This is a genomic window from Devosia sp. P2_G7 (assembly GCF_056403495.1).
This window is the reverse complement of record NZ_JBFUFI010000012.1, coordinates 53372-71388: the sequence shown is the minus strand read 5'-3', so window position 1 is coordinate 71388 and position 18017 is coordinate 53372. Positions and strand designations below refer to the sequence as shown.

17 protein-coding genes are annotated in these 18017 nt (G+C 66.3%); 7 read left to right on the top strand and 10 right to left on the bottom strand.

Annotation, left to right across the window (positions count from 1 at the left end):
- Nucleotides 1–51: 51 nt before the first annotated feature.
- The 5 genes from AC1DWU_RS18370 to AC1DWU_RS18350 form a co-directional block, all read right to left on the bottom strand.
- Nucleotides 52–885, bottom strand: coding sequence for an extensin-like domain-containing protein (locus AC1DWU_RS18370; RefSeq protein WP_477151455.1), 834 nt, complete (start codon nucleotides 883–885; stop codon nucleotides 52–54).
- 25 nt (nucleotides 886–910) lie between these two features.
- Entirely contained in the window at nucleotides 911–1387 is a 477-nt protein-coding gene (locus AC1DWU_RS18365) for a DUF1203 domain-containing protein (RefSeq protein ID WP_477151454.1), read from the bottom strand.
- Nucleotides 1388–1474: 87 nt separating this feature from the next.
- Nucleotides 1475–2110 (bottom strand): DUF4389 domain-containing protein, encoded by a 636-nt coding sequence (locus tag AC1DWU_RS18360; protein WP_477151453.1) that lies wholly within the window; start codon nucleotides 2108–2110, stop codon nucleotides 1475–1477.
- A gap of 99 nt (nucleotides 2111–2209) precedes the next feature.
- Nucleotides 2210–2677, bottom strand: a complete 468-nt coding sequence (locus tag AC1DWU_RS18355; RefSeq protein WP_477151452.1) for a DUF1579 domain-containing protein — start codon at nucleotides 2675–2677, stop codon at nucleotides 2210–2212.
- Between the two features lie 87 nt (nucleotides 2678–2764).
- Nucleotides 2765–3238, bottom strand: a complete 474-nt coding sequence (locus AC1DWU_RS18350) for a hypothetical protein (protein WP_477151451.1) — start codon at nucleotides 3236–3238, stop codon at nucleotides 2765–2767.
- Between the two features lie 148 nt (nucleotides 3239–3386).
- Here AC1DWU_RS18350 and lepA point away from each other — a divergent pair, with 148 nt between their 5' ends.
- Complete coding sequence (gene lepA / locus AC1DWU_RS18345; protein WP_477151450.1) at nucleotides 3387–5192, top strand: translation elongation factor 4; 1806 nt, start codon at nucleotides 3387–3389, stop codon at nucleotides 5190–5192.
- A gap of 159 nt (nucleotides 5193–5351) precedes the next feature.
- Here lepA and AC1DWU_RS18340 read toward each other — a convergent pair whose 3' ends face one another.
- A complete protein-coding gene (locus tag AC1DWU_RS18340) occupies nucleotides 5352–5705 on the bottom strand; it encodes a hypothetical protein (RefSeq protein ID WP_477151449.1) in 354 nt (117 codons plus the stop codon).
- A 139-nt stretch (nucleotides 5706–5844) separates the two neighbouring features.
- Here AC1DWU_RS18340 and AC1DWU_RS18335 point away from each other — a divergent pair, with 139 nt between their 5' ends.
- Nucleotides 5845–6348 carry a Crp/Fnr family transcriptional regulator gene (locus tag AC1DWU_RS18335; protein WP_477151448.1) on the top strand — a complete coding sequence of 168 codons (504 nt, stop codon included), beginning with the start codon at nucleotides 5845–5847 and terminating at the stop codon, nucleotides 6346–6348.
- Nucleotides 6349–6737: 389 nt separating this feature from the next.
- On the opposite strand, the gene AC1DWU_RS18330 is transcribed toward AC1DWU_RS18335, so the two are convergent.
- Nucleotides 6738–7646: a LysR family transcriptional regulator ArgP gene (locus AC1DWU_RS18330; protein WP_477151447.1), complete on the bottom strand. Its 909-nt coding sequence runs from the start codon at nucleotides 7644–7646 to the stop codon at nucleotides 6738–6740.
- A 92-nt stretch (nucleotides 7647–7738) separates the two neighbouring features.
- Between AC1DWU_RS18330 and AC1DWU_RS18325 the strand changes: the two genes are divergently transcribed.
- From AC1DWU_RS18325 to AC1DWU_RS18310, 4 genes are all read left to right on the top strand, one after another.
- Nucleotides 7739–8347, top strand: coding sequence for a LysE/ArgO family amino acid transporter (locus AC1DWU_RS18325; protein WP_477151446.1), 609 nt, complete (start codon nucleotides 7739–7741; stop codon nucleotides 8345–8347).
- 27 nt (nucleotides 8348–8374) lie between these two features.
- Nucleotides 8375–9004, top strand: a complete 630-nt coding sequence (locus tag AC1DWU_RS18320) for an FMN-binding negative transcriptional regulator (RefSeq protein ID WP_477151445.1) — start codon at nucleotides 8375–8377, stop codon at nucleotides 9002–9004.
- 155 nt (nucleotides 9005–9159) lie between these two features.
- On the top strand, nucleotides 9160–9729 hold the full coding sequence (locus tag AC1DWU_RS18315; RefSeq protein ID WP_477151444.1) for a hypothetical protein: 570 nt from the start codon (nucleotides 9160–9162) through the stop codon (nucleotides 9727–9729).
- An 853-nt stretch (nucleotides 9730–10582) separates the two neighbouring features.
- On the top strand, nucleotides 10583–13726 hold the full coding sequence (locus tag AC1DWU_RS18310) for a choice-of-anchor D domain-containing protein (RefSeq protein WP_477151443.1): 3144 nt from the start codon (nucleotides 10583–10585) through the stop codon (nucleotides 13724–13726).
- Between the two features lie 11 nt (nucleotides 13727–13737).
- Here the strand turns inward: AC1DWU_RS18310 and AC1DWU_RS18305 are convergent, their stop codons facing one another.
- Entirely contained in the window at nucleotides 13738–14526 is a 789-nt protein-coding gene (locus AC1DWU_RS18305) for an orotidine 5'-phosphate decarboxylase / HUMPS family protein (protein WP_477151442.1), read from the bottom strand.
- An 83-nt stretch (nucleotides 14527–14609) separates the two neighbouring features.
- Entirely contained in the window at nucleotides 14610–15815 is a 1206-nt protein-coding gene (locus tag AC1DWU_RS18300; RefSeq protein ID WP_477151441.1) for a mandelate racemase/muconate lactonizing enzyme family protein, read from the bottom strand.
- 221 nt (nucleotides 15816–16036) lie between these two features.
- Here AC1DWU_RS18300 and AC1DWU_RS18295 point away from each other — a divergent pair, with 221 nt between their 5' ends.
- Entirely contained in the window at nucleotides 16037–17251 is a 1215-nt protein-coding gene (locus AC1DWU_RS18295) for an enolase C-terminal domain-like protein (protein ID WP_477151440.1), read from the top strand.
- Here AC1DWU_RS18295 and AC1DWU_RS18290 read toward each other — a convergent pair whose 3' ends face one another.
- Complete coding sequence (locus tag AC1DWU_RS18290) at nucleotides 17252–17947, bottom strand: outer membrane protein (protein WP_477151439.1); 696 nt, start codon at nucleotides 17945–17947, stop codon at nucleotides 17252–17254. It abuts the gene before it with no gap.
- Nucleotides 17948–18017: the final 70 nt, after the last annotated feature.

Here is an 18017-nt window from a genome sequence, read left to right as displayed (position 1 = left end):
TCCACGTTCAGTGAGAGTGGCGGCCGCGATGACGTCCTGGGTGACGAAGGTTCACTCGCACATCCGCGCCGTGCAGGTCTTGCCGTGGCACCCGAGATCTACATGCAGGTGGTCGTGATGCTCTGCGTTGGCCTCCGGCCCGAGTACCGTGGTGAAGTGCGCGCAGGCGGAATCGTGGGCGAAGCGCAGTAGCCGGCCTTCCGATGACAGCGCATCGGTCCAACCGCCCTCGACCGTGACGAAGCGGCCGTCCTCCAGCTTGAAGCCGACCACATCGAGCGCATCGGCGAGGGCGTGGAAACTGAGGTTGCCGCCGCTACCATTGTTGACGTTGCGGCACATGTACGACGTGCCGACCACCACTTCGGCGATCCGCGTATTCTCCTTGGCGAGCGCGTAGCTGTCGATCTGCTCAATCCAGCCCGATAGCGCCGACGCGACGCCGCAATCGGTCTGGACGCCGCCCGACACCGGCACCATCCGTCCGTTCGCCAGCACCCCCGTGACCGAGAGGGGCGACTGCATCCCACACTGCGCTTCCGAGATCGGCGGCAACGCCTTGGCCTCGACCCGGCCGAGCAGCACCGCCGGACAGGCGGTCTGGTAGACGCGCGGCGGGGCGACGGGGTCCGCAGGCACGTTCGCCTTGGTGATATGGATATCGGGGTCGATCGGCGGCCCGACGACCACGGCGGCGGGCCCTTTCGCCGGCTGATCCGGCTTGTCGGCCGGCGCCGCGGGGCGGTGCCGCGGCAACTTCACGGCCGGCTTGGCGGAGAACTCGGCGGGCCGCGGCTTGGGCAGGGGAACGGCCGTGCCGGCCCCTTCTTGGGCCAGGGCGGCAAAGCACGAGGTCGCGAGGAGGATGGCAAGGATGAACCGCATGAAGCCCGAACGCGGCGACCCCGCATCAGGTTGCGCGGTCGATCCGCAGGGTGAAGCAGTTATTGGTGGCCGAGCGCATGTGGACATAGGCGACATCGGGCCGTTCGAGGATCGCCTGCGCCTCAGCCTCAATGCGATCACTCCCCACCACGATACCGGTTCCGTAGACGATCCTGTCGTCTCTGCCATAGCCGCGCAAGATGCGTCCGCTCCTGCCATGCCTCTCGCGCTCCGGCAGCCCCTCGGCCGGCGAGTAGGCCGGGCATTCCTCGGCATGGATGAACACCGGTCCCACCTCGGCATAGGGCTGCGGCCCCGGAAACGGCCGATAGCCCAGCACCAGATATAGCTCGCCCGCCTCGACATTCCCAAGGCAATGCCGGCACGGCACCCCATCCCCATCCGAAACCCGCCGCTCCGGCACCTGCCCATTGGCATCCGGAGCCCCGGCCCGATAGGCGGCAGCGAGGTGAGAGGGCATTCCTGAAAACAACAGCGTCATGGTGGTTCTCCTCGGCTCTGATGGCCGGAAAGAACCATGCGCCCGGGCCACGACGCGACCCGGATTTGACGGCCTCAGGTCCGCGAACTAGCGCAGGCTGAACGGCGGATAGACATCCGTGACGAGCAGGAAGGCATAGGCCCAGACCCGCGCTGCCCACCTGCCGACGCCGACGACGAAGTCGAACATGCCGCGCGGGTAGTTTCCGGTGAACAGGATCGCGAACCACGCCACGATCGTCGCCAGCAGCACGACGATGCCGAGCACCGCCAGCACGATGTAGTGGGGGATGGCCAGCAGCCATTTGACCAGCGGCAACCACCGATTGAGCTGTTCCGCCTCGGGATAGTCGACCTCGAGGTGAACGGACTGGGCATCGACGGTGGAGGGGTACTTGTCGGTCAACAGGAACAGATAGGCTCCGACGCGCGAGCTGAAGCGCGCCAGCTCCACCGCAAAGTCGAACCACCAGCGCGGATATCGCTGCCGGAACACCAGCATCAGCACAGTGGCAAGGAACAAGCCCGCAGTGATGCCGCCGCCCGCCGATCGCACCGCCTGGCCGGCCGCGTCATAGTAGTAGTAGCCGCCGCTGTCGGAGAGGAGGCCGAGGACGATCGCGATCGGGATCGCCCAGATCAACCGGAAGAACGTCGTCAGCCGGTCCATGGGACCGGGGTAATCGACCTCCAAATGTGCCGCGTAGTCGCTGCCATCTGCCATTGTCCGTCCCCCGCCTGATGTGGACGCGCCCCCGCGCCGCGCGCGCATCCTAGCATGCTCGAGGGGAGCAGGGCGACATCAACTCCCGAGGGCTGCGACCTAGTCTGGCCGCCGGAACTCTATGATCCAGTTGGTCTCCCAGCTGGCGCCGCCATCGTAGGAGAAGGCCTGGCTCCAGCGCGGCGTTTCGGTATCGGTGCCGCTCCAGTCGAACAGCACCTTTACCGGCCGGCCGTCATCCATGTCGTCGCCGGCGAAGGTGCCGCGACCGTTCTCGAAGCGGCCGAACACCGGCGGCTCCAGCACGCCCTTGGCCGAGTTGATCCAGTAGATAGCCCACTCGTCCCGCGCGGGGTTGTAGATGCGCACGGTCATGCCGCGGAAGCCCTTGGTCGGGAAATCGCTCTCGTCCACCGACACCATGCCGCCCAGCATCAGCTGCGCCGTCTCGTACGAGGTGAACACGTCCCACTCGGTGGAGCCGACGCCCCGCTGCTTCAGCCGCCGGTTGGTCACCACCCAGTCGCCGCGGTTGAAGGCGAAGCCCTGCTGCGTCTCGCTACCCATCCGTCATCTCCCCGCCGCCGCCCGATCGCGACGACACGGGAACAGCAATACCGCAGACTCCCGCCACCCGATGTCAGGCTTTGGCCGTCAGCCGCAGTTGTCGAGCACCTTGGTGATCGCCGCCGACGAGCCCGCTGCCCCGAAATCGTTGCTGTCGAAGAATGCGTGCTTCCCCTGCGCATCGGTCCGCACATAGGCGACGCGGATGTTGCCCTTGGCGCGCTGCGCGATCCGAGCCCACTGCCGCGCCACCGGACCACGGACGATCACCGAGCTGCCGTCGCTGTGGATCAGCGGCATGTCTTGGGCAAAACTGGTGGCCCCGGCTGGCGGATCGGGGGTGATCGCGAGGCTCATCGCACGCGCCCCGCTCACCTGCTTATGCGGGGCCCGCACCCAGAATCCCATCGCCAGGTCGCCGCCGCGGCAGGCGAACTGAAACTGCGCGTCGCCATTGTCGAAATAGGCGATCGGGGTGCCGCCGTCCTCGTAGGCCCACTCCGCGGCACCGGCAGCCGTCGCCAGCAGCAGCACCAGCGCCGTCGAAAACACTCTGAGCATACGCATCCCCTGAAACACCGGCGATGTGTAGTCGACTCGCCGCGCGCCTCGCAAGCGCGACGCCCCCGCGCTAACCCTGCGCCTCCCGCACTGTTAACCCCCGATAAACCATCTTTGCCCGGGCCTGCGGCTCTGCTATCAGCCGAACATGTCCGTGCCCCTCGACCATATTCGCAATTTCTCCATCGTCGCCCATATCGACCATGGCAAGTCCACGCTGGCCGACCGGCTGATCCAGCTGACGGGCGGCCTCGAGCTGCGCGAGATGAAGGAGCAGGTGCTCGACTCGATGGATATCGAGCGCGAGCGCGGCATCACCATCAAGGCGCAGACCGTCCGGCTGAGCTACAAGCACACCGACGGCGAGACTTACGTCCTCAACCTGATCGATACGCCCGGCCACGTCGACTTCGCCTACGAAGTGTCGCGCTCGCTGGCCGCCGTCGAGGGTTCGCTGCTGGTCGTCGATGCCAGCCAGGGCGTCGAGGCGCAGACCCTCGCCAATGTCTACCACGCCATGGATGCCAACCATGAGCTGGTGGTGGTGCTCAACAAGATCGACCTGCCCGCCGCCGAGCCCGAGCGCATCAAGCAGCAGATCGAGGACGTCATCGGCATCGACGCCTCAGACGCAGTGGAGATTTCCGCCAAGTCCGGGCTCAACATCGACAAGGTACTGGCCGCCATCGTCGAGCGCCTGCCGGCGCCGAAGGGCGACATCAACGCGCCGCTGAAGGCGCTGCTGGTCGACAGCTGGTACGACACCTATCTGGGCGTCGTGGTCCTCATCCGCGTCATCGATGGCACGGTGAAGAAGGGCCAGAAGATCCGCATGATGAATGCGAACGCGGCCTACGAGCTCGACCGCGTCGGCGTGTTCACCCCGAAACTCGTCGATATCGGCGAACTCGGCCCCGGCGAGATCGGCTTTTTCACCGCCTCGATCAAGGAAGTGGCCGATACCAATGTCGGCGACACCATCACCGACGATCGCCGTCCCACCGCCAGCGCCTTCCCCGGCTTCCGCCCGGCGCAGCCGGTGGTGTTCTGCGGCCTCTTTCCCGTCGACGCCTCGGACTTCGAGGAACTGCGCGCCGCCATGGGCAAGCTCCGGCTCAACGACGCCAGCTTCAGCTACGAAATGGAAACCTCCGCCGCGCTCGGCTTCGGCTTCCGCTGCGGCTTTCTCGGGCTGCTGCACCTCGAGATCATCCAGGAACGCCTCAGCCGCGAGTTCAACCTCGATCTGATCGCCACCGCCCCGTCGGTGGTCTACGAGGTGCACCTCACCAACGGCGAAACGCTGATGCTGCACAACCCGGCCGACCTGCCGGACGTGGTGCGCATCGACCACATCAGCGAGCCGTGGATCAAGGCCACCATCCTCACCCCCGACGAGTATCTCGGCTCGATCCTCAAGCTCTGCCAGGACCGGCGCGGCATCCAGCGCAACATGACCTATGTCGGCAACCGCGCCATGGTCGAGTACGACCTGCCGCTCAACGAGGTGGTGTTCGATTTCTACGACCGGCTGAAGAGCATATCCAAGGGCTATGCCAGCTTCGACTACACCCTCGCCGATTACCGCGAGGGCGACCTGGTAAAACTCTCGATCCTGGTCAATTCCGAGCCGGTCGACGCGCTCTCGATGCTGGTGCACCGCAACGTTGCCGAAACGCGCGGCCGCATCATGTGCGAAAAGCTCAAGGACCTGATCCCGCCGCACCTGTTCGTGATCCCGATCCAGGCCGCCATCGGCGGCAAGATCATCGCCCGCGAAACCGTCCGCGCCATGCGCAAGGACGTGACGGCCAAGTGCTACGGCGGCGACGCCACCCGTAAGCGGAAGCTCCTCGAGAAGCAGAAGGCCGGCAAGAAGAAGATGCGCCAGTTCGGCAGCGTCGAAATCCCCCAGGAAGCCTTCATCAAGGCGCTCAAAATGGGCGACGAGTAAGCCTCGACGCCCCCAAGTGCACCGCCGCGCCCCCTCTCCCTCTGGGGGAGAGGGTTGGGGTGAGGGGGCCTCGCCCCGAACTCCGAGCGCAGTGAAGGCCCCCTCACCCGGCCCGATGGGCCGACCTCTCCCCCGAGGGGAGAGGTGAACCAGTCCCCCTTAGAACGCCTCAGCCAGCTTCAGCTGGCAGGCCTGCGCCAGGTCGGTGTTCGGCTTTTCCGCGCCCATCGGCGTCGCCCAGCCGGCCTTCTCGATAATCCCCTTGCGCGAATAGGTGGAGGCCGCCTTGAGCTCGGTCATCGTCGTCGCGGTCGCCGCATCCGCGCCGCCGGCGCGTTCGACGCAATAGGGCGTCAGCGCCGCCGCCACCGCGACGTTCGATTGCTTGGTCGCCATGTCCTTGGCCGATCCGCCGGTCACCCAGCCGCCCCAGCTGAACCCCACGATCGCGAGGGCAATCGCGCCTACACCCGCGCCCAGCAGGGCGGGTTTCAACCAAGTCGGAAGTTGCATGAAAGTGTCCGATCATCTGTCAGACGAGCGCGCCCATTGCGCGCAAGTGGTCGAGGCTAGCACACAAAGCCGGCGCGCCAGCGACAAAACCCGGCCCCCTCGATTTCATCCCCGGTTCACGTATCCTCGGCGAAACCTGATGCCCCCGCCCCCGGATCCGAACCCGATGACCACGCTCGCCGCCCTCGCCGTCTCGCTCCCCCTCGAAACCCTGCCGCCCGGCGCCCAGCTCACCAGCGAGGGCAGCTATTCGGGCCGGCTCTATCTGCTCGAGTCCGGCCGCCTCGCCGTGTCGCGCGAAGGCGTGGCGCTCGCCACCATCGACGAGCCCGGCGCCATCATCGGCGAAATGGCGGTGCTCCTGGGCATCCCGCACAGCGCCACCGTCACGGCGGAAGTCACGACGCAGGTCCGCGTCATCGACGAAGCGCTCGACATCCTCGGCGCGAACCCCGATTTCGCCCTCCACCTCGCCACCCTCGCCTGCGCCAGGCTCAACGCGACGTCGGCCCTATTGGTCGAGCTCAGGCGCGAGGCAAAGGGCAAGAAGCAGGAACAGGCGCTGATGAGCCGGATCTTGGGGGCAATGATGGCGACCCCGACGCCGGTGCGCGGAGCGCGGCGGTGGGGGGATCATGAGTAAGGGGTGTGAATACGGCTGCTTTGCGCCAGAAGCGGACATTCGTGGGGTAACTGGTCGATTCCGAGGGGACCACGCCAAGCGGCCGTTGTTGTGAGGCCGGCCATGGACCCAGCTAAACAAAAACTGCCCTGTCTCGGTCCACTATGCGAGACACGTAGCCGGCGACTATCGCTACTCGATGCACCGCCCGTAAGCTCTCGTGAACAACGATCCAGTAGGACCGGCCAATCGTCCGGTGAGACAATACCGGAACCAGCTCCTGATGATGTGACATGAATGCATGGAGGATGCAGCATGACGCGTGTCGCGGTACCGATGTTGCCTGGATTGCGTCGAATCTGGCCCTCTGCCCTGCTGCGCAACCTCGCCGACTGGCATCGTCGGCTCGACTATCGGTCTTGCCTCAGCAGCTCGCGCCTGGCCGTGGCCGCAACACTCTGCGTCAAATCAGTGAGCCGATCAGCAGCAAGGCGGCTCACTTGCCAGAAGAGCTGCACATCGAGCGTCGAGCCTGGGATGAGCTCGACCAGTCGGCCGGAAGCCAAATGATCGCCCACCAGTCCGGACGGGTTCAGCGCCCACCCCATGCCCCCAACACAAGCATCGACAAAGCTCTGCGTCGAAGGCAACCAATGTGTGGGATAGGTCACGAGTCGACCAAAGGACCGTTGCACCCATTCGTTTTGCAACCGGTCCTTCTGATTGAACGTCAGCGCTGGTGCTTGACCAATCGTTTCCGTCGTTACTCCGGTTGGAAAGTATCGCTCAATGAAGTCCGGACTGGCCGTCGCGTGATATCGGAGCGCTCCCAGGGGCGTTGCGCGACACCCCTGGATCGGCTTGCCGAGCGACGTAACGGCAGCGACTACCCGGCCGCGCTGCAGCCACTCTGCGGTATGGCCCTCGTCGTCGACCGCGACGCTCAGCAGATAGTCCGTTCGCCGGCTGAACGCGGTGATCGCCTTAAGGAACCACGTTCCGAGGCTGTCGGCGTTTGTCGCGATATTGAGGGTCACTCTCTGGCTGGGGGATAGGGGGTCCATGAGTCCCGGAAGCTGCTCCAGGAGCTCACCCTCGAGCATCCCTACATGCTCCATGTGTCGACAAAGCCATGCTCCCTTCTCGGTCGCAGTGCATGGGCTGCCTCTTTCGACCAGCACCACGCCGAGACGCTCTTCAAGCAGTTTTACCCGCTGTGAAATGGCCGAAGGCGTTACATTCAAGGCCTTGGCAGCCCTGTCGAAGCTCCCCGTCTGCACGACCATCGCAACAGCCCGCGCGGCATGATAATCAATCATTAGATGTGCTAAATCTCAGTTAGCCAGATTAAGTAGCCTAATCTCCGTTCTGGGCATATCGCAAGCTTGGATATGGAGCGAAGCGGTCCCCAGTGAATTTCTCGGTCTACCTTGCCGGCATGACGATGGGCTTGAGCCTGATCGTCGCCATCGGAGCGCAGAACGCCTTCGTGCTGCGCCAGGGGCTGCGCAATGAGCACGTATTCGCGGTTTCCCTGACTTGCGCGTTGTCCGACGCGGTCTTGATCGTGCTGGGTGTCACCGGCTTCGGAAAGGTGGCCAGCTGGCTGCCGTGGCTCGACCCCGTCATGCGCTACGGTGGAGCCGCCTTCCTGGTCTGGTATGGCGCAAGAAGCCTGCGCTCGGCCCTTCGTTCAAGCGAGGCTTTGACAGTAGCCGCCTTCAGCGAGCAGAGGCGTCTTTCGGCAACGCTGGCAACCTGCCTGGCCCTGACCTGGCTGAACCCGCATGTCTATCTCGATACCGTCGTCTTGCTCGGAACCATCTCCACCCAGTTTCCGGGCGCCGAGGGCTGGTTTGCCACGGGCGCCCTTTCGGGCTCGTTTCTGTTCTTTTTCGCGCTTGGCTATGGAGCGATCTGGCTCCGGCCTCTCTTTGCCAAACCTCAAGCGTGGCGCGTCCTCGAAGGAGTCATAGCTCTGGTCATGTGGGCGATCGCCCTCAAGCTCTTTGTTCACTGACGTTGCAGGACTCGGAAAGGTAACGCGATGTACACGCCGCCGAAATTCAAGGAAAACGATCCAGGTACCATCCGGGCCGTGATCCGTGGAGCCGGGCTGGCGACGCTCGTCACGGCCACGACCGACGGCATTCAGGCCACGCCGCTCCCGCTGCTCTTTGACGAGGGAGAAGGTCCTCACGGGGTTCTCCTCGGGCACGTCTCCAAGGCAAATCGGCAGTGGCTCGCCCCTATGGGCGATGGGCTTGCAATGTTCTCAGGTCCCGACGCCTACGTGACGCCCTCCTGGTATTCGACGAAGGAGGAGACGGGCAAGGTGGTGCCGACGTGGAACTATGTGGCCGTCCACGCTTACGGCCCGGTTGAGTTCTTCGACGAGGAAGGCCGCGTCCGCGACGTAGTTTCGCGGCTGACTTCGTTACACGAGAGCGGACGCGCAGAGCCTTGGAGTGTTGCAGACGCCCCGAAAGCGTACATCCGCTCACAGCTCAAGGGCATCGTCGGCGTGAAGCTGACCATCACACGCCTGGAGGGCAAGCGTAAGATGGGTCAGGACGAAAGCGCCGAGGATCGCATGGGCGCAGCAAGGGGTCTCGCCGCGAGCGACAAGGCGACCGATAGAGCGGTTGCACCGCTGATTCCGACGAACCGACGGTAGTCGCCGCGGCGGCACCCCCTGGACTATCTGCCAGCAACTTCGTTCCTGGAGGACGAAATGTGTCGAACGTCCGCTGTGGGCCAATAGCAGACCTTATCCCCGCCCTCTCCACGCCCCGTATCCTCCTCGCAAACCCATGCGCGAAAGGACACGGCATGCCGAAATCCAGCTCCACCCTCACCCCCGAGATCATTGTCGCTCATGAGCGGCTCTACCCGCGCCTTGCGAGCCTGTTGAAGCAGGTCGAGCGCGTGGCGGCGCAGCGGCCGACGCAGCCGGTGCGGGCCGAGAGCGTGAAGCTGGCGCGGGAGCTTTGCCAGGAGGCGGGGCAGTTGCTCGGCAAGCAGGGGCGGGGGATCGGGGTGCCGCGCGGCGCACCCGGGGCGCTCGATCATGCGAGCCTCGCCGTGGCGCTCGGGCAGGCGGTGGCCGGGCTCGAGGCGTTCGAGGGCGAGCATGCGCAGTTGAGCGCCCGGCACCAGGCGATCTGCTGGACGCTGCCCGATGGCAAGCGCCAGCCCGTCGCTCGCCTCCTGCCGCTGACGCCGCCCAAGGGCGCGACCATATGGGACGAGGAGGAGCGGGAGTTCACCAAGGAGCGGCACGCCGCCGTCGTCCGCCGCCTCATCCATCGGGAGAACCAGACCTACCTGGTCGGCTACCGCGACGGCCGCGCCGGCAGGCCGCCACGCAAGCCACTCGAGAAGATGGCGACCGTGAACTGACGGCGCTTCGGCACCGACCCGCTCAAAGCCGGTGGCCGTGAGGGCACGCCCCAAAATCGGGGCGCCTCACCCCCCACCCTACCCCTCCCCGCAAGGGGGAGGGTGTCGCATCGTGCTTGTGGCACCTTCGGGCGCCACCCCAACGGTGTCACCCCGGCGCAGGCCGGGGCCCATCCCGAGGTGCCCAAGCTCGAGCGCAGGATCCGACACATCTCAGGATGGATCCCGGCCTCCGCCGGGATGACATCAAAAAACTCAGTCATTTCAGCCCACTTAGCCGCTTCCCGAAAAATCTTCTCCCCGCGTCTTCCACGCCCCTTACCCTCTCCGCATCTCTCCACACGGGGACGGGGTCGCGACGAACGGTCCGTGGGGAGGGGTCGGGTGGTGGGGGAGTCGTTCTCCACCAGGCGGAAAGCATGACGGCCTGGGCCGGTTCGCCGGTCAAGCCGCTAGCAACGCGAAGTGGCGCAGATGCATGCGCTGCACGGGGTGAAGGCTGCCAGGCATAAGGTGGCCGGGGCAAAGGGTGGGGCGGCGCTGGCATTCCGGCCGCCCTCCGGCGCTCCATCGCTCTCGCGATGCGGCAGGGGATGCGCCCCAGCCCTCGTGCCATAGGCCCAAAACCCCGATCGGCCGGCGAGGCAGCGCTTCGCCACTACTTGCGGACTAACCGCTCGAGGCAATGCCTCGCCGGCCAGTTCCCGCCCATCATCTTCCGGAGCCCCGCGGGCTGCCGGACGTTTCGGCACGCCCCGGCGCGCCCTTGCGCTGCCCCACTGCCAGGGGAGTGACCGCCTCGCTTCCGTCCGGTACTCTGGGCCTCGACTGAGCGAGAGGAAGCGGGTCCGTGATGCGGACGTTCCGCGCAACGATGGCGGCGCTGCTGGCGCTGGGCGTCATGGCCACAGCGCCAATGCCCGCGAGCGCCGATGCGCTCACCTATGGCGGCGACCTGCTGCGCACCGGCTGGTACGCCGATCAGCCCGGGCTCGGGCCGACCGCGGTATCGGCGGCCGATTTCGGCCAGCTCTGGTCGGCCGAAGTCACCGGCCAGGTCTACGCCCAACCGCTCGTCAGCCATGGCACGGTGCTGATCGTCACAGAGACCAACGACATCTACGGGCTCGACGTGCGGGACGGCTCACAGAAGTGGACCCGCAAGCTCCACGCCCCGTGGAAGGCGATCGACATCGGCTGCCCCGACCTGGTCCCGGACGTGGGCGTCACCGGCACCCCGGTGATCGATCCCGCCACCAACACCGCCTACTTCCTCGCCAAGACCTACGCCAGCGGCACGAGTGGACCGGCCGCGTGGTACGCACACGCCATCGACGTGGCGACCGGAGCGGAGCGTGACGGCTTCCCCGTAGCGATCGTGGGCACCGCGGCCAATGCGCCGGGCACGCAGTTCAACCCGACGACCCAGGGCCAGCGCGCCGGCCTGCTGCTGATGGACGGCGTAGTCTACGCCGCCTTCGCCGGCTACTGCGACGCGCCGCCATTCCAGGGCTGGGTGGTCGGCATCTCGACGCTGGGCGCGGTGCCGACGCTGTGGTCGGCCGTCGCCCATGAGACTGGCGGCGAAGGCGCGGGCATCTGGCAGTCGGGCGGCGGGCTGGTCAGCGACAAGCCCGGCTCGATCGTGTTCGCCACCGGCAACGGCACCACGCTCACGGCACCCACGACCAGCGCGCAACCACCCGCGACCGGGTACGGCGAGGCGGTCGTCCGGCTGAACGTGAAACCGGATGGATCGCTCACGGTCGCCGACTTCTTCATCCCTTACGATGCCGGGTACCTCAACACCTTCGATGGCGACCTCGGCTCCGGCGCGCCTATCGGGCTGCCGCCGGCCTACTTCGGCACCCCGGACGCACCGAGCCTCCTGCTCGAAGTGGGCAAGGAGGGCTACCTCTACCTGATGGATGCCAGCAACCTGGGCGGCTACAAGCAGGGCTCCGCCGAAGGCGATGCGGTCATCAACCGGATCGGCCCCGACGGCGGCGTGTGGGGCAAGCCGACGCCGTGGGGCGGCAACGGCGGCTACGTCTATGTCCCGACGGCATCGCCTGGTCCGACAGGTTCGGGCAGCAGCGGGTTCCTGCACGCCTACAAGTACGGCCTCGATGGCGCCGGCAAGCCCACTCTGAGCCTCGTCGGAAGCTCGAGCGACGGGTTCGGCTTCGGCTCGGGTTCCGCGGTCGTCACGTCCGACGGCGACGCGTCGGGATCGGCGATGGTCTGGACCATCTGGCGTCCCAACATCACTGACGATGCGCAGCTCAGGGCCTACGACCCGGTTCCCGTCGACGGCGTGATGCAGCTGCGGCGGAGCTTCCCGATCGGCAGATCGACAAAGTTCTCCGTGCCGGCAGTGTCGGACAACAAGCTCTTTGTCGGAACCTATGATGGGCATGTGCTCGCCTTCGGCCGTCCGGTGAACGCCGTGCTCACTGCCGCGCCGCTCACCTTCCCGGCAACGACGGTCGGCCAGTCGGCGACACTGGACGCGACCTTCACCGCACAGCAAGCCACGACAATCGAGAACGCAACGATGGATGGAGCCGGGTTCACGTCGGGCTCGCCGGCGCCCGCCTACGGCACCTCGCTGACGCCGGGAGATACGCTCACGCTGCCGGTCACGTTCACGCCCGCCGCAGTCGGCAACGCCTCCGGAACGCTCACGCTCGACACGCCGCAAGGTATCGCCACCATCGCCCTGTCCGGCGCCGGGCAGTCGCCGAGCCCGCTGCTGACGATCAACCCGACCGCGATCAGCTTCGGCGGCATCGCAACAGGCGCGACGCGCACCGCCTCGGTGATGCTGGCCAACGCCGGCGCCCAACCCCTGCAGCTCACGTCGCTGGCCCCGCCGGGCGCGCCGTTCGACGCGAGCGGCCTGCCGCAACGCGGTACCGAGATTCCGAGCGGCGGGGAGGTTCTGGTGACGCTCGGCTTCTCGCCAACGGCGAACGGACTGTTCGCCGATCAGCTCGTCGTAGAAAGCAGCGGCGGCACGATTGCCGTCGACCTCACCGGGTCGGCCGGCTCCCCCGCCGAGCTCGCCGTGTCGTCGACCACGATCACGCCTCCCGATACCCCCGTCGGCGGCTGGGCCGAGCAATCGTTCACCGTCAGCAACACTGGCGGTACCGACCTCACGATCACCAGGTCGAAGCCGCCGACTGGCGCGTTCACCGCACTGACGTCGCTGGCCGAAGGCAGCCGCATCGCGGCTGGCGCCTCGGTCACACAGCGCGTTCGCTTCGCGCCCGCCGCCGCCGGTAGCTTCTCGGGCACGTGGGAGCTCAACGGCGACGGCGCATCGACCGCAACGCGCGTCGCCTTCACCGGCACCGGAACACCGAGCACCGGCATCCCGTCCCCGATCGGGGGCGCGTGGACACTGAGCGGCAGCGCAACGCTCGAGGGCGATCAGCTCGTCCTGACGCCGACTACGCCGCAGGTCGCGGGGGCATCATTCTGGCCGACGGCGGTCGATCCGTCGGCACTGACGGTCACGTTCGACCTGACGATCGACCAGGGAGAAGGTGCCGACGGCGCGGCCTTCGCCATCATCCCCGGCACCGCCAACCCGGAGGTCGGCAACCCCGGCCAAGGGCTCGGCTGGGCCCCGCTCGGCGGCGTCGCGGTCGTGTTCGACACGCACCGGAACGAGAACGACCCGGCAGACAACTTCGTCGGGATCGCGCACCTTAAGGGAGGGGCTATCGTGCTCGACGCGATGAACTCGACGATCCCTGCGCTGCTCAACAGCACGCGGCACGTCGTCATCACCAGCGCCGACGGACGGCTGGCCGTGTCGATCGACGGCATCCAGTATCTCGAAGCCGTCATCGCCTTGCCGCCGAGCGCGCTGGTCGGCTTCACCGCGTCGACGGGCGGCCGCACCAGTCGTCACGCCATCAGCAACGTGTCGTTCGGCTCGGCCGCGACGGCTCCGCCGATCCCTCTGCCACGCCCACGTCAGTAGCTCGGGCACGGTCAGCCCTGCGGGGCCCGTACCTGCCGCATGAATTCGGCAATGAGCGCTTCCATCTCGGCCGCCGGCAGCCCGTAGCGCCCCTCGGCATCGTCGATGCCCATGTTGCCGCTGATCACGAAGGCCCGTAACCCCTCGCGCGCCAGCCCCACTGACCTGGCAATGCTGAGCCCGCCGACGACCTGCACCGACACGTCACTACCCACCGCCCGGTGCACGGCGATCGCCACCTCCGACAGGTAGTCCGAGGCGAACAGCGCCGGATCGGCACGGCGGGCATCGAGCTGCAGGTGAAGCCCTACCCCGTCTACACCGGCGTCGACCATGCGTTGGGCCACATCGACGGCCACGTTAGCCGGCCCCTGCTGCGGCACGAGGATATCGGCAAAAGCCAGCCGCGGCAGCGCCGGGTCGGCCGCGCGGAACTCGTCGCGCACGGCGCAGATGCCGCGGGCACTGGCCTCCCCGGCCAGCGCCAGGAAATCGATGATATTGCCGCCACCCCGATACACCGCGCGGGCCTCGAAGGCGCCCCCATCCATGGTCTTCATGTCCGCCAGCAGCAGGGCATCCGGAAATGCCTGCCGGAACGCCGGCACCACATTGTAGACGCCGGCGCATTTAAGCAGCGGCGTGCCCATCTCCACCAGCGTTATGCCGGCCGAGAGAGCCGCTCCAGCCACGGTCAGACCCTGTGGGATGTTGTCGACATCCACCGAGATCTGGAAGGTGAACTCGCGGCGCAACTGGTCGAGCACGCGCTGCGACGCGGCATGGTTGGTCGACGTCATGGCAGAACTCCCCAATGACCTGCTCCCCGCAGGCAGAAGAGATCCGGCAGCATCCCGCCGGACCCGATCACGATCGCTGTCGCTCAGTCGAAGAAGTCGGCGTCGCCCTCGGTCAGGTACTTCTTGGCTTCCTTGGGGATCAAATTGACGCCCAGGCCCGGGCGATCCGGCACGTCGATCATGCCGCCCTTCACCGGAAAGCCGTCGAAGCCCTCGGTGATGTCGTACCAGAACGGCTCGAAGCGCGCCGGGTACTCGAAGGCGATGAAGTTGTCCGGCAGCGTCGCCGACATCTGAACCAGTGCCGCGAGGCCGAGAATGCCGTTGGCGGTGCCGTGCGGCGCCACGGCGATGCCGTGCAGGTCCGCATGCTCGGCCACCCACTTGAGTTCGGCCATGCCGCCGACGTCGCAGGGATCGGGCCCGATGACGTTGACCGCGTGGCTTTCGATCAGCTGCTTGTAGTGCTGGCGGAGGTAAATCTGCTCGCCGGTATGGATCGGCGTGGTCGTGTGGTGGGTCACGTCGCGATAGACGTCGGGGTTGACGTAGGGCGAGTAGTCGCCGGTGACGCTGTCCTCGACCCACATCAGGTGCAGGTGCTCCACGGCCTTGGCAAAGCGCAGCGCATCGAGCGGCATGAAGCCGGGGCCAGCGTCGACCGCGGTGTTGTACCCCGCGCCCAGCGTCTCACGGGCGGAGGTGATGCAGGCAACCAGGTGGTCCATGCCCTCCTTGGTCATCACGCCCTTATGGGGATAGGGGAACGGCGCGTCGTGCTGCACGTCGCCGTAGAAATAGTTCGGGAAGTCGCGGACCATCGACGAGTGAAACGCGGTCGGCAGCTTGAACAGATTCCACTCGCCCTGCAGCGACTTGCCGTACTCGGCCCAGCGCTTGTAGCCCGCCGGCGTGTGCTCGGCGCTACCGGGCACTTCCGCCTGGTAGAGCGTGCGATAGGTGCGGACCTGGTCGCGCACCTTGCCGCCGAGGAGGCGATGGACCGGCGAGTTCGCCGCCTTGCCCGCGATATCCCACAAGGCATGTTCGATGGCGCTGACCGCCGAGCCGAATGGCTTGAAACCGCCGCGCACGCGGATGCGGCGCATCACGCGCTCCACGTCGCGCGGGTCCTGGCCGACGATCCAGTCCTTCAGTTGCAGCACCTGCGGCTGCACGTAAGGCTTGGGCGTCTCGATCTGGCTCCAACCGGTAATGCCCTCGTCCGTGGTGATGCGGAGCACCGGGCTAGAGGCAATGATCGCGCACTTAAGGTCAGTAATCTTCAATCGGGGATCCTCCTCAAATCCTGCCATACCAGTTGGCAGCTATAGCCGCATTCGTCTGCCCGATTGAAGGCGTGAAATTCGTCAAAAGGTCGGGGTGTGCATGCCGGCGCCACGATGCGACGGTAGGGATTCGAGGGATCGCCGAGAGGGCGGCGGGCGGCTATGCGGCGGGATTGCGATTCCGCCGACTGGATCGTGCTCGGAAATACTGGGGGACCCATATGACCAAGATCACCGGCATCGAGACGATACGCACCCGGGCCGATGGCACCTGGCTGTTCGTCAAGGTCCTGACCGACCAGCCTGGCCTCTACGGCATCGGCTCGGCCAGCGACCACTATCGGTGCAAGGTGGTGCAGACCGCGATCGAAACAGTCACCCCGTTGCTGATCGGGCGCGATGTCAGCCGCATCGAGGACATCTGGCAGTCGATCTATACCCAGAGCTACTGGCGCAATGACGCCATCGGCAACACCGTGCAGTCCGGCATCGACATGGCCCTGTGGGACATCAAGGGCAAGGAAGCCGGCATGCCGGTCTACCAGCTGCTTGGTGGCAAGACGCGTAGCGCCGTCGCCGCCTATGCCCACGCCCAAGGCAACTCCATCACCGAGCTCGAGGACGACGTCCGCCGCTACTGGGAAGAGGGTTACACCGTCATCCGCTGCCAACTCGGCAACTATGGCGGCGGCGGCTTCGTCGATCGCGCCAATGCCCGTGGGCCCAAGAACCATTGGCCGCAGGACAAGGCGTTCGACGACGACGCCTATCTCCAGGCGATCCCCGAGATGTTCGCGCACCTGCGCGACAAGCTCGGCTTCGGCCCCAAGCTGACCCACGACGTGCACGAGCACCTCGCGCCGCACAACGCCGTGCAACTGGCCAAGCTACTCGAGCCCTACCGGCTCTACTTCCTTGAGGACCTGCTCTCGCCCGAGCAAGTGCAGTGGTACCGGCTGGTGCGCCAGCAATGCGCCACGCCGCAGGCGATGGGCGAGCTGTTCATCAATCCGCATGAGTACCTGCCCCTGATCACCGAGCGGCTGATCGACTTCGTGCGCGTACGCATCTCGAAGGGCGGTGGCATCACCAATGCGCGGAAGATCGCCACACTGTGCGAATGGTTCGGCGTTCAAACCGCCTGGCAGGAGGGCGGCGACAACGACCCGGTCAACCAGATGGCGGCGATGCATGTCGATCTCGCCAGCACCGCCTTCGGCATCCAGGAAGAGAACCACTTCAAGCCGGAGGAATACGAGCTGTTTCCCGGCCATGCCCTGCTCGAAGGCGGCTACCTCTACGGCAACGAGCAGCCGGGCCTCGGCATCGATATCGACGTCAAGAAAGCCCAGGCGCTGCTCGATCCCGACAAGGCGGCCAAGTCCTACTACATGGCTGAAGACCGCCGCCGCGACGGCCAGATCGTCCGTCCCTGATCAGAAGCCGTAGTTCACGCCAAGCTTGACGATATGGAGGTCCTGCTGGGCATCGGCAGAACTGACGGGCGCGTAGTCGAACTGGCTGCCGAGCGAGACGAAATCGTACTCGATTCCGGCGGAGGCGTTTTCGCTGAAGGCGAATTCGGTCCCGAGTCCCACCGTCCAGCCGGTCGCGATCGCATCGGCCGACATCGGTGGCGCGGGCGGCAGTGGCGCAGTGGCGGTAAGCGTCGAGCGCACCCCGCCCGCGGCAAGGCCACCCTTGGCGTAGAGCAGCAACGTGTCGGCGGCGTAGCCGACCCGGCCGGTCACCGTGCCGAGCCAGTCGAGGTCGTAGCTGTAGTCGAGGCTATTGAGCCCATCGGTGGCGCTGCCGCTGCCGCCGATCCAGGTTTTCGCGAGATCGGCCTCGGCGCCCAGCACCAGCACGCCGGCCTCGGCGTTGACGCCGGCCCGGATGCCGGCCAGCCAGCCGCCCGCTGCGAGGTCCAGCGGATCAACCAGACCGCCCGGCTCGGTCAGTGTGACGTCCCCGCTGCCCGCGCCAACGAACATGCCGGCATAGGCGCCTGACCAGTCGTAGCCGGCAGCTGCCGCGATGGCTTCAGGATCGTCGACAATCATGTCGGCAGCTGCAGCTGTGCCGCTCCCGAGGCCCGCAACGGCCAGGAGCATGAGCGCAGAAATTCGCATGGTGTGGCCCCCCACAAGTTCCGCGGTCGCGACCTTAGGACGGGGAGCGTGATGCCGCCGTCATCGAGGG

Bases quoted from the DNA above. Each gene is read 5' to 3' on its own strand.
- AC1DWU_RS18370 (WP_477151455.1), bottom strand. From the start codon at position 885: ATGCGGTTCATCCTTGCCATCCTCCTCGCGACCTCGTGCTTTGCCGCC.
- AC1DWU_RS18365 (WP_477151454.1), bottom strand. From the start codon at position 1,387: ATGACGCTGTTGTTTTCAGGAATGCCCTCTCACCTCGCTGCCGCCTAT.
- AC1DWU_RS18360 (WP_477151453.1), bottom strand. From the start codon at position 2,110: ATGGCAGATGGCAGCGACTACGCGGCACATTTGGAGGTCGATTACCCC.
- AC1DWU_RS18355 (WP_477151452.1), bottom strand. From the start codon at position 2,677: ATGGGTAGCGAGACGCAGCAGGGCTTCGCCTTCAACCGCGGCGACTGG.
- AC1DWU_RS18350 (WP_477151451.1), bottom strand. From the start codon at position 3,238: ATGCTCAGAGTGTTTTCGACGGCGCTGGTGCTGCTGCTGGCGACGGCT.
- lepA (WP_477151450.1), top strand. From the start codon at position 3,387: ATGTCCGTGCCCCTCGACCATATTCGCAATTTCTCCATCGTCGCCCAT.
- AC1DWU_RS18340 (WP_477151449.1), bottom strand. From the start codon at position 5,705: ATGCAACTTCCGACTTGGTTGAAACCCGCCCTGCTGGGCGCGGGTGTA.
- AC1DWU_RS18335 (WP_477151448.1), top strand. From the start codon at position 5,845: ATGCCCCCGCCCCCGGATCCGAACCCGATGACCACGCTCGCCGCCCTC.
- AC1DWU_RS18330 (WP_477151447.1), bottom strand. From the start codon at position 7,646: ATGATTGATTATCATGCCGCGCGGGCTGTTGCGATGGTCGTGCAGACG.
- AC1DWU_RS18320 (WP_477151445.1), top strand. From the start codon at position 8,375: ATGTACACGCCGCCGAAATTCAAGGAAAACGATCCAGGTACCATCCGG.
- AC1DWU_RS18315 (WP_477151444.1), top strand. From the start codon at position 9,160: ATGCCGAAATCCAGCTCCACCCTCACCCCCGAGATCATTGTCGCTCAT.
- AC1DWU_RS18310 (WP_477151443.1), top strand. From the start codon at position 10,583: ATGCGGACGTTCCGCGCAACGATGGCGGCGCTGCTGGCGCTGGGCGTC.
- AC1DWU_RS18305 (WP_477151442.1), bottom strand. From the start codon at position 14,526: ATGACGTCGACCAACCATGCCGCGTCGCAGCGCGTGCTCGACCAGTTG.
- AC1DWU_RS18295 (WP_477151440.1), top strand. From the start codon at position 16,037: ATGACCAAGATCACCGGCATCGAGACGATACGCACCCGGGCCGATGGC.
- AC1DWU_RS18290 (WP_477151439.1), bottom strand. From the start codon at position 17,947: ATGCGAATTTCTGCGCTCATGCTCCTGGCCGTTGCGGGCCTCGGGAGC.